Annotated in this window: 10 protein-coding genes and 1 pseudogene; 3 read left to right on the top strand and 8 right to left on the bottom strand. The window is 74.9% G+C overall.

Annotated elements, in window-relative coordinates:
• Positions 1-92: 92 nt before the first annotated feature.
• Positions 93-2,468, top strand: coding sequence for an outer membrane protein assembly factor BamB family protein (locus tag IEZ05_RS32385; RefSeq protein ID WP_189233871.1), 2,376 nt, complete (start codon positions 93-95; stop codon positions 2,466-2,468).
• Positions 2,469-2,557: 89 nt separating this feature from the next.
• A complete protein-coding gene (locus IEZ05_RS32380; RefSeq protein WP_189233870.1) occupies positions 2,558-3,133 on the top strand; it encodes a hypothetical protein in 576 nt (191 codons plus the stop codon).
• 15 nt (positions 3,134-3,148) lie between these two features.
• Here IEZ05_RS32380 and IEZ05_RS32375 read toward each other — a convergent pair whose 3' ends face one another.
• The 6 genes from IEZ05_RS32375 to IEZ05_RS32350 form a co-directional block, all read right to left on the bottom strand.
• Entirely contained in the window at positions 3,149-4,549 is a 1,401-nt protein-coding gene (locus tag IEZ05_RS32375) for an NAD(P)/FAD-dependent oxidoreductase (protein WP_189233869.1), read from the bottom strand.
• Complete coding sequence (locus IEZ05_RS32370) at positions 4,542-5,735, bottom strand: MAB_1171c family putative transporter (protein WP_189233868.1); 1,194 nt, start codon at positions 5,733-5,735, stop codon at positions 4,542-4,544. The genes IEZ05_RS32375 and IEZ05_RS32370 overlap by 8 nt, the downstream gene beginning before the upstream one ends.
• A complete protein-coding gene (locus tag IEZ05_RS32365; protein ID WP_189233867.1) occupies positions 5,735-6,349 on the bottom strand; it encodes a toxin in 615 nt (204 codons plus the stop codon). Before IEZ05_RS32365 ends, IEZ05_RS32370 begins: the two co-directional genes overlap by 1 nt.
• Before the next feature lie 199 nt (positions 6,350-6,548).
• Positions 6,549-6,734, bottom strand: a complete 186-nt coding sequence (locus tag IEZ05_RS32360) for a hypothetical protein (RefSeq protein ID WP_189233866.1) — start codon at positions 6,732-6,734, stop codon at positions 6,549-6,551.
• 190 nt (positions 6,735-6,924) lie between these two features.
• A complete protein-coding gene (locus IEZ05_RS32355; protein WP_189233865.1) occupies positions 6,925-9,891 on the bottom strand; it encodes an AfsR/SARP family transcriptional regulator in 2,967 nt (988 codons plus the stop codon).
• 90 nt (positions 9,892-9,981) lie between these two features.
• Positions 9,982-10,392 carry a nitroreductase family deazaflavin-dependent oxidoreductase gene (locus IEZ05_RS32350; RefSeq protein WP_189233864.1) on the bottom strand — a complete coding sequence of 137 codons (411 nt, stop codon included), beginning with the start codon at positions 10,390-10,392 and terminating at the stop codon, positions 9,982-9,984.
• 93 nt (positions 10,393-10,485) lie between these two features.
• Here IEZ05_RS32350 and IEZ05_RS32345 point away from each other — a divergent pair, with 93 nt between their 5' ends.
• A complete protein-coding gene (locus IEZ05_RS32345; protein WP_189233863.1) occupies positions 10,486-11,280 on the top strand; it encodes an endonuclease/exonuclease/phosphatase family protein in 795 nt (264 codons plus the stop codon).
• A 19-nt stretch (positions 11,281-11,299) separates the two neighbouring features.
• Here the strand turns inward: IEZ05_RS32345 and IEZ05_RS32340 are convergent, their stop codons facing one another.
• Both IEZ05_RS32340 and IEZ05_RS32335 read right to left on the bottom strand, forming a co-directional pair.
• Positions 11,300-12,055, bottom strand: a complete 756-nt coding sequence (locus tag IEZ05_RS32340) for a class F sortase (RefSeq protein WP_229869961.1) — start codon at positions 12,053-12,055, stop codon at positions 11,300-11,302.
• A gap of 90 nt (positions 12,056-12,145) precedes the next feature.
• A pseudogene (locus IEZ05_RS32335) lies at positions 12,146-12,439 on the bottom strand (hypothetical protein); the annotation flags it as partial.

Genomic DNA, 12,439 nt, shown 5'->3' with positions numbered 1-12,439 from the left:
GTGTGCCGCCGCGGCGGTGCGGTGGTGAGACGCTGCACGTCGGTCGCGTACATATGTGGGTGGCGCGGCTCGTACGGGGAGGTGGCAGGCAAGTGGTGGATCAGCTGACGCAGCACGATCCGCGGCGGATCGGGCCGTTCGAGGTGCTGGGGCGGCTCGGCGCCGGCGGCATGGGGCTGGTCTATCTGGCGCGCTCGGCGTCCGGCCGGCGCGTGGCGATCAAGACGGTGCGGACGGAACTCGCCGAGGACCAGCTGTTCCGCGTCCGCTTCACGCGCGAGGTGGAGGCCGCCCGCGCGGTCTCCGGCTTCTACACGGCGGCCGTGGTCGACGCCGACCCCCGGGCCGCCGTGCCGTGGCTGGCCACCGCGTACGTCCCGGCGCCCTCCCTCGAGGAAATAGTGAACGAGTGCGGGCCGCTGCCGGCCCAGGCCGTGCGCTGGCTGGCGGCGGGCGTCGCGGAGGCGCTCCAGTCGATCCACGGCGCCGGACTCGTCCACCGCGACCTCAAGCCGTCCAACGTCCTCGTCGTCGAGGACGGCCCCCGGGTGATCGACTTCGGCATCGCCTCCGGTGTCTCGAACACCCGTCTGACCATGACGAACGTCGCCGTCGGCACCCCCGCGTACATGTCCCCGGAGCAGGCGAAGGACTCGCGCAGCGTCACCGGCGCCAGCGACGTGTTCTCGCTCGGCTCCATGCTGGTCTTCGCCGCCACCGGGCACCCGCCCTTCCACGGGGCCAACCCGGTCGAGACCGTCTTCATGCTGCTGCGCGAGGGCCCCGACCTGGAGGGCCTCCCGGACGAACTGCGTCCGCTCATCGAGTCGTGCATGCAGATGGACGCGACGGCCCGCCCCAACCCCGCCGATCTCCAGTCCCAGCTCGCCCCCCACCTGTTCGGCTCCGGCTCCGACGACAGCGGTACGGCGTCGGCGTGGCTGCCCGAACGGGCGGTGGGGCTGATCGAGGGACGGCGCGGCGGCCGCACCACGACCCGCCCCGCGGTGACGGCCGGCGGGCGCAGCGGCGGCTCGGGCGGTGCCCGGCCCGCCGTGCCGGCGCCCCCGCTGCCGCCCCCGCCCTCGCGTGACCCCGTCGTCCCGGCGCCCGTGCCCGTCGGCGCCCCGGACACCGGGCCCGTCCAGCTGGCCGGCGCCGCGGTGCCCATCGGGCCCGGCCCGCGCGTCGCCGACATGCGCGCCGCCGCCGTCGCCCCGCCCCCGCCGGAGTCCGCCCTCGCCGCCTCCTGGTCCCGGCCGCGCCCCGGCGTCAACGGCGCCGACCCGGCCGTACCGGCACCGGCCGCCCCCGCGACGCCTCCCGAGGCGGCGGCGAGCGGCTGGCGCCCCTGGCGTTTCCGCATGTCCAACGACGTCTGGGGCACGCCGTCCGTCGACGGGGACCTGGTCTACGTCACCTCCTTCGAGGTCCACGCCCTGGACGTGGCCACCGGACGCCGCCGCTTCAAGACCCGGGACGTGGCCTGGTCGATGGCGGTCGCGGACGGCCGTATCCACGCCTCCGACGGCCCGACCCTCTTCGCCCTGGACGCGCGGGAGGGCGCCGACCTGTGGCGCGTCCAGACGGACGCCTGGGTCTACTCCCTCCAGGCCGACCGGGGCACGGTCGTCACCGCCACCCGCGGCGGCGGCGTCCAGGCCTGGGAGGCCTCGGGCGGCCAGAAGCTGTGGGAGATCACCGGCGCCCAGACCGACTTCGAGTCCCCGGAGGCGGGCGCCACGGTCCACGACGGCACGGTGTACGTCTGGCAGGACGCCCGGCTGCGCGCCCTGGACGCCCGTACCGGCGACGAGCGCTGGTCGTACCCCATCGGCGACGCGGCCTCCTGCGGTGGCGTGCCGGTCCGCCTGGCCCAGGCGCCCGACGGCTACGTGTACGTCGCGGCCGGCACCCGCGTCCTCGCGCTGGAGGTCACCTCGGGACACGTCCGCTGGCACTTCGAGGCCCCGGCCGTCTTCCTCTCCCCGCCGGTCTTCGTGCCGGGCCCCGCGGTGACCGGCGGCGGCGTCTACCTGGCCGACTACCTCGGCACGGTGTACGCCCTCGACGCCACCGACGGCCGCGACCGCTGGCGCATCGCGACGGAGGGCCGCTCCTCCACCGACCCGGTCCTGGTGGCCGCCGGTCACGTCCACGTGGGCAGTGGCAAGGGCCTGTACACCTTGGACGCCGTCACCGGCACGCCCAAGTGGCGCTTCCAGGCGGGCGGCGAGATCGTCGGCGCGCCCGCGGTGGCCGAGGGCCGCATCCACTTCGGCTCCACCGACCACCTCCTGTACACGCTGAAGGCCGACGACGGCCGCCTGCGCTGGAAGCTGGCGACGGGCGGCGAGATCACCGGCTCCCCGGTCGTGCGGGACGGCATCGTGTACGCCTGCAGCAAGGACCGCTGCGTGTACGCGCTGGACGCGGAGAAGGGCACGGGGACGGCCCGTACGACGTGACGCGGTCCGCCCCGGCCCGGTCACACTGCGTGCCCGGCCGTGGCAGGGCAGTGACATGGCCGTGACAGCGGCTGGTTAGCGTGGGGGCCATGACGACACGGGGACGGGCCTTCAGGTATGCGGCGATCTCGGCACTGGTGGTGCTCAGCCTGACCGGCTTCTCGACGGGACGCGGCCACGGCCACGGTGGCGGTGGTGACGGCGGCGGTTGCAGCAACAGCAGCCAGGACCACGACAGTTCGTCGTCCTCGTCGGACGGCGACGTCTACAAGGACGACGGCTCCTACGGCAGCGGCACCAGCGGCGGCTACGGCTACGGCCACTCCGGCTCCGACTACGACGACGACACCGACACCGGCAGCGGCGGCAGCGGGGACGACAGCGGCGGCAGCGCCCTGGAGGCCGCCACGGTGGAGCTCGTGAGCTGCGCGACCGAGGACGACCCGTACGCCACGGTCGAGGTCACCAACCCGAACGACCGCGAGTACACCTTCGCCGTCACCGTGTTCTTCAAGGACGGCGGCGACGTCACGATCGACGACGCCCGCCAGGAGACCACCGTCCCCGCCGGCACCGCGACCCGCGTACGCCTCGCGGTCGACGCGCCCGGCAAGACCGTCGACCACTGCGAGCTGGACGACGAGGAGCTCCTGCCGCTGACGTGACGCGGCACCGGACGGTCAGGAGCGGGCCGCCCGGCGTTCCGCCTCGCTGATCGGCGGGCCCTGGAGGTGCGGCTTCCGCGGGCCGAACAGCATGGGCACCAGCATGTCCCGCGAGAAGAGCCGGGTCGGGGGCCGTTCCATGCTCATCACGTCGAGCAGGGCGCCCATGGCGCGCGGGCTGCGGGCGCCGGTCGCGACGGCCCGGTCGACGTAGCGGGCCAGGAGCCTTTCCACCGCGGTCGGCGGCGTGTCGGCGGCGCCCGGGTAGAAGGCGTCCTGGCCGACGGCCAGGTCCCAGGCGCCGGCGACCGGGCGGGCCGCGGCGCGCTGCAGGGCACCGGCCGTTCCGGGCGCCGTGAGGTCGGTGCGGCGCAGCACGTCACGGACGGCGAGGGCGCCCTGCGCGGCGACGGTCAGGCCGTGCCCGTAGACGGGGTTGTAGCCGGCGACGGCGTCCCCGAGGACGACGAAGCCGTCGGGCCGGCGCTTCAGCTTCTCGTAGTAGCGGCGCCGGTTGGCGGTGCTCCGGGTGACGGTGACGTCGCCGAGCGGTTCGGCGTTCCGCAGCAGCTCGCCGATGACCGGGTCGGCGAGGCCGAGCGCGAACGGCACGAAGGCGTCCGGGTCGGCGCCGGGCTCGCCGCCCCGCGTACCGCCCAGGGTGACGATCCACCGGTCGCCCTCCACGGGCAGGATGACGCCGCCCCGCCCGGGCGCCTTGGCCGGGTTGGCCTGCACGTTGATCAGCGGGAAGGCGCCGTCGGCGGTGGTGCCGGGGGCGCGGTACACGCGGGTGGCGTAGGTGAGGCCGGCGTCGACCTCGCGCTCGGTGACCCGGGGCAGGCCCAGGTCGACGAGCCACTGCGGGGCGCGGGAGCCGCGTCCCGTCGCGTCCACGACGAGGTCGGCGCCCAGCACGTGCTCGCCGTCGCCGGCCCGGACGCGGACCCCGCTCACGCGGCGGGCGTCCCCCTCCAGGCCGAGGGCGGCGGTGTTCTGGCGCAGGGTGATCCGCTCGCTCTTGAGGACGTGGTCGCGGACGACGGAGTCCAGCAGGTCGCGCGAGCAGACCAGGTTCCGGTGGTGGGTCGCCAGGAACCTGCGGAACCAGACCTCGTTCGGGGCCCGGGACACCATGTCGGCCATGATGTGGACCAGGCGCCCGCCCCGGCACACCACGTCGTCGACGAGCCCCGGCAGCAGCTCGCCCAGGGCCCGCACACCGCCGCTCCACACCAGGTGCGCGTGCCGGGCCTGCGGAACGCCCCGGCGCGGCTCGGGCCCCTCGGGCAGGACGTCGCGCTCGACGACCGTGACGTCCGCGAACTCGGTGAGCGCGGCGGCGGCGAAGAGGCCCGCCGCGCTGGCGCCGAGGACGACGGCGCGCGGCCGGTGGGCGGCGGGGTTGCTAGGCATGGGCGTTGAGGCCGCTTTCTGTGCTGGTCACCCGGCGGCCGAGGGCGGCGAGGGCACGCCGTCGGTACAGGGCGAGAGAGATGGTGCCGATGTGGTCGCTGATGTCGGTGCCGATGCCCGGCGGCCGCTCGGTGGCGGGTGCCGGGACACCGGCCGCGTAGGCGTCGATGGCGTCCCGCAGCGCGACGGCACCGGCGAGATCGCGGGCCCTCGCCTCACCGTGGTCGGCCCGTGCCGCGGCGAGGGCCCGTTCGTGGACGTCGTGGCGGAAATGCGGGGCCAGCAGCCGCAGCGCGTCGTGGATGCGCTGCTGGCGCTGCATGACCCGCAGGTCCAACGGCACCCAGAAGCCGAAGCGGGCCGGTGCAGCCGCCGGCGCGAGCACCCGCAGCGCCCGCCACAACGGCCGCAGCCGCAGGTACTCCCGTTGGTCGCGCACCGCGTTGCGCAGCGCGGGCCCGGCCTGCGGGACGATGAACCCGACGGCGACCAGCGACGCCTGGAGCAGCGCGAACGGCGGCGCGAGACGTGTACTGAGGACGTCCCAGTCCGCACCGCACCACCGGGCCCCCACCGCGACCAGTTTCGCCGCGTCGAAGACCAGCCCGGCGGCGAAGCCGAGCAGCAGGAAGACGACCCCCGACTTCACCCAGCGGTCGGTCACGGTCGGCGACCACTGCCGCAGCATCCGGGTGGCGACGATGCCGGTCACCGCGTGCGCGCCCAGGTAGAGCAGGATGTGCTCGCGCATCCACGGGGTGCCGGCGTAGTACGTGTCGAGGTCGTACACGCGCGGCTCCGGCACGCTGGCCAGGAAGAAGGTCACCCACAGCCCGGCCACGACCCCGCCGTACGCCCAGTGGATACGGCGGATGCCGCGCCTGCGCCGCTGGGACGGCGGCTCCCGCCACCGCGTGATCATGGCCAGCCCGGTCGCGCCGGACGCGGTCAGGAACGAGTACGCCCAGGGCGAGGCGAAGTTGGGGATGCCCGTCCACGCGTTGAGCCGCTCGATGTTGACGGGCGTGACGACGACGAGCACGCACGTCGCGCACACCAGCAGCACGGTCGTCGCCCGCACCTCGGGGTTGCGCCAGGCCCGCACGAACGTCGGCAGCTTGAGGAGGACGGCGAGGGCGAGCAGGACGGTGGGCAGCGCGTAGGGGATGTGGAAGTGCGGGCCCATCAGAGCAGGCGCCCGCCGCGGTTGGTCAGCGACAGGTTCATGCGGCCCTCCACGGTCGCCGGGGAGACCGGGCCCTCGGCGTAGCGGCCGTGCATCCAGGTGCGCACCTCGCGGCCGAACAGCAACCCGAAGGTCTCCGCGGCCACTTCGTGCCCGTCCGGCGACTCGGCCCGGGCCGCGACGGCCAGCAGCGCGTCGCGCGGCACCTCGGCCTCGGCGAGGATCTGCTCCGCCGCCCGCCGCACCGCGTCGGACGCCTGCTGCGGGGAGGCGACGACCCGTGCGGAGGCGTCGGCGAGCCCGGCGACGTGGTGTCCGCAGTCGCCCTGCTCCTCGTGCCACAGCTCGTGGCCGAGGATCACCAACTGCGCCTCGGGAACGGTGCGTTCCTCGACCACGACGAGGGAGCGGTCCCCGAGGTCGAGCCGCAGCCCCGACACCGGGATGTCCGCCGGGAACGCCCGGAACACCAGCTCCACCGGCCGCCCCGCGCGCACGCTCATGGCCCGGCAGAAGGCCCGCATGACGGCCTCCGGCTCCCCCGGCCTCTCGACGTCCTGGGCGGCTTCCCTGCCGAGGGCACGGAGCAGCGCCTTCATCGCTCGCGGACTCACCGGCCGGGGCCTCCCTCCCGGGGACATCACCGACGTACACCGACATGACGGGGAGACCCTAGTGACAGACGGAGTTCTGTTCGACCCTTCCGAGCAACTCAGGCCACGGCTTGGCCGGAACTGGCCGATTCCGGACACACATCGGCCGCGGCGGCTCCCCCTCCGCGCCGCCGCGGCCGATCCCCGTGCGGGAAAAGGTCTACTTGCCGTCCAGGTCCAAAGCGGGCGGGGCCGGCATCGCGTTGTCCATCGTGGTGATGGCGTCCTTCGCGGGCGGCGTGGGCATCGCGTTGTCCATCGTGGTGATGGCCTCGTCCTTCGCCGGCGGCGTCGGCATCGCGTTGTCCTGCGTGGTGGCTTCCGCGTCCTTCTTGATGTCGCTCATGGGCTGCGTTCCTTCACTGCGGTGACGGCTGGAGTGGAACGCCCGCCCGGTAGCTCCCCCGCGGGCCGCCGGACGGGCGTTCGGAGCCGCACGATACTGGCCCGGCTCCTGGTCAGACCGCCTGCCCCCCGACGCGACGGTGTGACAGGAAGAAGAGTGCACGGGGGAGATAAACGAACGCTGAACGCGGTCAGGCGGCCGTGGCCGGGGAGAGCAGCGCCCGTACCTCGTCGGCCTCCGGCGCGCCGCACTGCTGGAAGAGGGTGAGCGCGTCCCGCCAGCAGGCTCCGGCCCGGTCCGCCTGGCCGATTCCGGCAAGGGCGCGTCCGAGGAGCGTCAGGACGTTCCCCCGCATCCGGTCCCCGCCGATGCACCCCAGGGCCAGCGCCTGTTCGGCGTGCTGCGCCGCCTGGGCCGGACGGTGGGCGGCCAGATGGACCTGCGCGATACGGAAGTTGGTCGTCCCCTGCCACAGGCGTTGCCGGTGGTCCTCGAAGATGCGCAGCGCGTCGGAGAACTGGCCGAGGGCATCGGTGTGCCGGCCGGCCCCGGTCAGCGCGATGCCCAGGGTGAAGTGCCCGTTGGCGAGCCTCATGGTCCGGCCGATGTCGAGCTGGGCGGTGAGCCCGCTGTGCGCGATGGCCACCGCCTTGGCGGTGTTGCCCATACCCAGGTGTGCGCGGGAGAGGTTGCAGAGGCTGAGCGCCTCGCCGGCCCGGTTGTCGGCTGCCCGGTATCCCGCGATGGCCTGCTCCAGGAAGGCCTGCCCGTCCGCGTACCGGCCTTGATGCAGCGAGATGAGACCCCGGTCGTTCGCGACCCAGCTGACGGCGGTGGTGTCCCGCGCGGACTGCGCGAGGGTCATGGCCAGTTCCGCCTGTTCGGCGGCCTGCTGAATACGTCCGGAGACGAGGAGCACGTTGGTGAGCGTCGTGCGTGCCCTGCCCTCGGCGCGCGGGTCACCGCCCGTTCCGGTGGCGTCGCACATCGCCCTGGCCGTCGTCTCGTACTGATGGGAGTTCGCCCCGGACTCCGTCAGGTCCTTGGCCGCCCACAGCAGGTCCACCGCTCGCCGCAGTCTGTCCGTCCCGGCGGACTGCCGCACGCACGCGAGCAACGGTGCCGCCTCGCTGTACAGCCAGTCCCGTGCCGCCGAGCCCTCGGTGAACGTCAGCCCCGGGTACTCGGTCGGCTCCAGGCCGTCCACGAGCCGGTCCCCGGGCCGTTCGATCGCGTACACCCCCGCCGCCGTCGCCAGATAGAAGTCCAGCAGCCGCGACAGCGCCGCCCCCCGCTCGCTCGGTGGGTGTTCGTCGCGTTCCGCGCACGCGCGGGCGTAGAGGCGGACCAGGTCGTGGAAGCGGTAGCGGCCCGGTGCCGCCGACTCCAGGAGGGACGTGTCCACCAGGGACTCCAGCAGGTCCTCCGTGTCCTCCGCCGGGAGGTCCAGCAGCGCCGCCGCCGCCGCGAGGGAGATGTCCGGACCGTCCGCCAGGCCCAGCAGGCGGAAAGCGCGGGCCTGGGCCGGTTCCAGTTGCCCGTAGCCCAGCTCGAAGGTGGCCTTGACCGCCAGGTCACCGGCCTGCAGCTCGTCCAGCCGGCGTCGCTCGTCGGCCAGCTTGGCGGCGAGGACGGACACCGTCCAGGTGCGGCGGGCCGCGAGGCGGGAGGCGGCGATGCGGATGGCGAGGGGGAGGAATCCACAGGCGCCGACCACGTCCAGCGCCGCCTTCCGCTCCGAGGCGACCCGCTCCTCGCCCACGATCCTCGTGAAGAGCGCCAGCGCCTCGTCCGGGGACATCACGTCCAGGTCGACCAGATGCGCCCCGGCGAGGCCCACCATCCGCACCCGCGACGTCACCAGCGCCGCGCAGCCGTCCGTGCCGGGCAGCAGCGGGCGTACCTGCGCGGCGTCCCGGGCGTTGTCCAGCAGGACGAGGACGCGGCGGCCGTCCAGGACGGAGCGGTAGAGGGCGGCGCGCTCCTCCAGGGAGTCCGGGATGGCCGAGTCGGCCGTGCCCAGGGCGCGCAGGAAGGCACCCAGCACCGTCTCCGGCTCCGCCGCCCGCGCCCCCGCGCCCTGGAGGTCGACGTACAGCTGCCCGTCCGGGAACGCGGCCCGCGCCCGGTGGGCGACGTGCACCGCGAGGGTCGTCTTGCCGACGCCGCCGATGCCCGCCAGCGCGGAGACGGCCATCACCCGGCCCTGCGCACCCGACGCCGAGCCCAACACCTCGCTCAGCTCCCGCACGAAGGACGCGCGTCCCGTGAAGTCGGGCACCTTGGCGGGAAGTTGCGCCGGGCGGACCGGTGCCGCGGCCGACTCCGCGGCCGGCGCGGACGGCCCCGCCAGGGCGGGGTCCGCCTGGAGGATGCGCTGTTGCAGCTCCCGCAGCCCGGGCCGCGGGTCGACGCCCAGCTCGTCGGCGAGCAGGCGCCGCGTGTCCGCGTACACGGCCAGGGCCTCGGCCTGGCGCCCGCTGCGGTACAGGGCGAGCATGAGGAGCTCCCGCAGCCGCTCGCGCAGCGGATGCGCGGCGGTCAGCGCGGTCAGCTCCGAGACGGCCTCCGCGTGGCAGCCCTGCTCCAGGTCCATGTCCAGGCGGGTCTCCAGGAGCTGGAGCCGCCACTCCTCCAGCCGGACCCGCTGGGCCTGCGCGTACGGGCCCGGGACGGCGGCCAGCGCCTCGCCGTCCCACAGCGCCAGCGCGCGCCGCAGCACGTCACGGGCGCCGCACAGGTCCCCGGCGGCCCGCGCCTTCTCCGCCTCGGCGGCCAGGTCCTGGGCGAGCGACAGGTCCAGGGCGTCGTTCTCCAGCCCGCGCACGGCGTAGCCGCCGGACTCGCTCACCAGCACACCGGGGTCCAGGACCTTCCGCAGCCGGGACGCGTACGTCCGTACCGCCGCCAGCGCCTGCGACGGCGGTTCCTCGCCCCACAGGGCGTCGATCAGCTCGGCCGCGGTGGCCGTACGGCCCTCGCGCAGCAGCAGGGCGGCCAGCAGGGCGCGTTGCTGCGGGGAGCCGGTGGCCAGCGGTTCCTCGCCGCGCCAGGCGCGCACCGGACCGAGCACGCCGAAGCGCAGCGCGGCCGACTGCTCCGGCTGCGCCGGGGATCCGGGCAGCCGCTGCTCCGGAACCCGCGGTCCACCGTCCATGCCGTCCCCCTAGACATCCTGAGCAACCAGGTCAGTTTGCCTTGTTCATGCCGACCTCGTCAGCCGTGGGAGACGCCGATCACAGGTTCCTCACCTGCTCCCTGCCTCCTCCAGGTCCACCCGCACCGTCAGCAGCCCCGTCCCGACCCCCATCGCCCGCACGGCCAGGCTGTTGAAACGGGGCAGCCGGCGCAGACGCGCGACCGGGTCGTCGTCGGGGAGCAGGTGGGCCGTCCCCACGTGCCAGCGGCCCCGGATCCGCACCCGTACCCGCGGATCGGCCCGGATGTTGCGGATGTACTGCGCCCGCTCACCGAACTCCGACACCAGCCAGAAGGAGCCCCCGACCCGGCGGCCCCCGACGGGCGTACGGCGGGGAAGGCCGGAGACGCGGCCGGTGGTCTCCAGCAGCGTCTGGGCCGGAAGCCGGCGCGCGACCGCGTTGAGCCGGCGCTGGAAGGCCGTGACGGCCCGGTACTTGGTCTCGGCGTAGGACGACATCGTTCGTTCAAGCTCCCGTCTCGTGTGCCTCCATGTTCCCTGGAAAACCTGAAGGGGAAGGTGCGGTCGGGCGGAGAGACGGGCGGTGCGGGCGTGCGGGTCGTGACCTGGAACCTGTGGTGGAGGTTCGGCCCGTGGGCCGACCGGCGGAAGGCGATCCTCGCCGTCCTGCGCGACCTGGAGCCCGACGTCGTGGGACTCCAGGAGGTGTGGGCCACCGGGGACGAGAACCTCGCCGGATGGCTGGCCGGCGAACTAGGCCTGCACTGGGCCTGGGCGCCCTCGCCCGTGCCCGGTCCCTGGCAGCGCCGGATCGGCGACGACACGGTCGGCATCGGCACCGCGGTGCTCAGCCGCTGGCCCGTCGTGGAGCGGGCGGTGCTGCGCCTGCCCGTCCCCGGCGACCTCGACGACGGACGGCTCGCGCTCTACGCCCGCCTGGACGCGCCCGCTCACCGGGTCCCGTTCTTCACCACCCACCTGACCTCGGCGTCCCATGCCTCGCCGGTGCGCCGCGAACAGGTGGGCGCCCTCGCCCGCTTCGTCGCCGAGCACCGGCAGGGCACCGCCCACCCGCCCGTCGTCACCGGCGACCTCAACGCCCGCCCCGACTCCCCGGAACTCCGCCTCCTGCGCTCCGGGCCCCTGCACGACGCCTGGGACCACGCCGACCCCGGCGCGCCCGGCGGCACCTGGGACACGGCCAACCCGTACGTGTCCCACGCCGGCGGCGAGCCGAGCATCCGCATCGACTACGTCCACGTCGGCCCGCCCGGCCCCGGCGGACTGGGCGCCGTCCGCACGGTACGCCGCGCGGGCGCCGCCCCCGTGGCCGGCGTCTGGCCCTCCGACCACGCGGCGGTCGTCGCCGACCTGACCGGGGGCTGAGGCCGGGGGGAGGGGGGACCTAGCGGGCCGGGGTGGTCCGGACGAGGTCGGCGTACAGGACGATGTTGTCGGGGCGGTGACCGTCCCGCAGGTCGCCGCCGCAGGTGATCAGGCGCAGTTCGGGCGCCGTGGTGTCGCCGTAGACCCGCTGGGTGGGGAAGTGCTTCTTGTCCACCTGTTGCAGGTCCGTCACGGCGAAGACGGCCGTGGAGCCGTCCGCACGGTCGACGGTGATGGTGTCGCCCCGCTCGATGCGCGCGACGTTCCGCATGACCGCCGGCCCTCCGACGGTGTCGTAGTGGCCGATCAGGACGGCCGGTCCGGTCTGGCCGGGCGTGACGCCCTCGCGGTACCAGCCGATCAGGTCGGCCTGCTCCTCGGACGGCACCTGGACGGTTCCGTCCCGGGCCAGGCCCAGTTCGAGTACGGGACCGGTGTCGACACCCGCGGCCGGGATCCGGACGCGGACGGGCCGCGAGGCGGGCAGCGGGACCGGTGGGGGCGTGGACGCGGACGCGGCCGGGGAGGCGGCATCCGCGTGGCCCGGCGTGGCGGCGGGGGTGCGGGCCGAGGCGGGGGGAGTGCGGGCCGAGGCGGTGACGTGCGCGCCCGGCACGGGAGGTGTGGCCGCGGGGCCGTTCAGGCCGCTGATCGTCATCCAGCCGCCGACGGCCAGGGCGGCGACGGCCGTGACCGCGGCCCACGCCAGGCGGCGAGAAGGGCGCGGAGCGGTCGCCGTGCCGGGGACGGACGGGGGTGAGGCGGGCGCGTGCATCGCTTCTTCCTCGGAGCTTCTCGGGGGACGCGGAAGGCGGGCCGCCGGAATCACCGGTGGCCCGCCCGGTGGGCAGGGACGACGGAGCCGTCAGACGCCCGCGCCGGCTCCACGACGGCGGCGCACAACGAAGCCCAGACCGGCCAGACCGGCCGCGGTCAGCGTGGCGCCGCCCGCCAGCAGGACGGTGTCCGTTCCCTCGGCGCTCTCGGCACCCGCGGCCACCCCGCCGGCCGGCACGACCCTGGTCTGAGTGGTGCCGGTGCCGGTCTGCCGCGGGGTGTCCGTGTCGTCGTCGGTGCCCGTGGTGGTGCAGCCGTCGGGGAGCGTGGGGAAGGGGGTGGTGCGCCAGGGGGCCGGGTCGCCCTGGTTGCGGTCGAGGAG

Origin of the sequence: Streptomyces flaveolus, from assembly GCF_014648815.1 — a bacterium.
Lineage (GTDB): Bacteria > Actinomycetota > Actinomycetes > Streptomycetales > Streptomycetaceae > Streptomyces > Streptomyces flaveolus.
Note: the sequence above shows the minus strand (reverse complement) of the source record. Positions and strands in the feature narration are given on the sequence as shown.

What these genes read in the sequence shown, in the direction of transcription:
- IEZ05_RS32380 (WP_189233870.1), top strand. Translation starts at nt 2,558, where the DNA reads ATGACGACACGGGGACGGGCCTTCAGGTATGCGGCGATCTCGGCACTG.
- IEZ05_RS32375 (WP_189233869.1), bottom strand. Translation starts at nt 4,549, where the DNA reads ATGCCTAGCAACCCCGCCGCCCACCGGCCGCGCGCCGTCGTCCTCGGC.
- IEZ05_RS32370 (WP_189233868.1), bottom strand. Translation starts at nt 5,735, where the DNA reads ATGGGCCCGCACTTCCACATCCCCTACGCGCTGCCCACCGTCCTGCTC.
- IEZ05_RS32360 (WP_189233866.1), bottom strand. Translation starts at nt 6,734, where the DNA reads ATGAGCGACATCAAGAAGGACGCGGAAGCCACCACGCAGGACAACGCG.
- IEZ05_RS32355 (WP_189233865.1), bottom strand. Translation starts at nt 9,891, where the DNA reads ATGGACGGTGGACCGCGGGTTCCGGAGCAGCGGCTGCCCGGATCCCCG.
- IEZ05_RS32350 (WP_189233864.1), bottom strand. Translation starts at nt 10,392, where the DNA reads ATGTCGTCCTACGCCGAGACCAAGTACCGGGCCGTCACGGCCTTCCAG.
- IEZ05_RS32340 (WP_229869961.1), bottom strand. Translation starts at nt 12,055, where the DNA reads ATGCACGCGCCCGCCTCACCCCCGTCCGTCCCCGGCACGGCGACCGCT.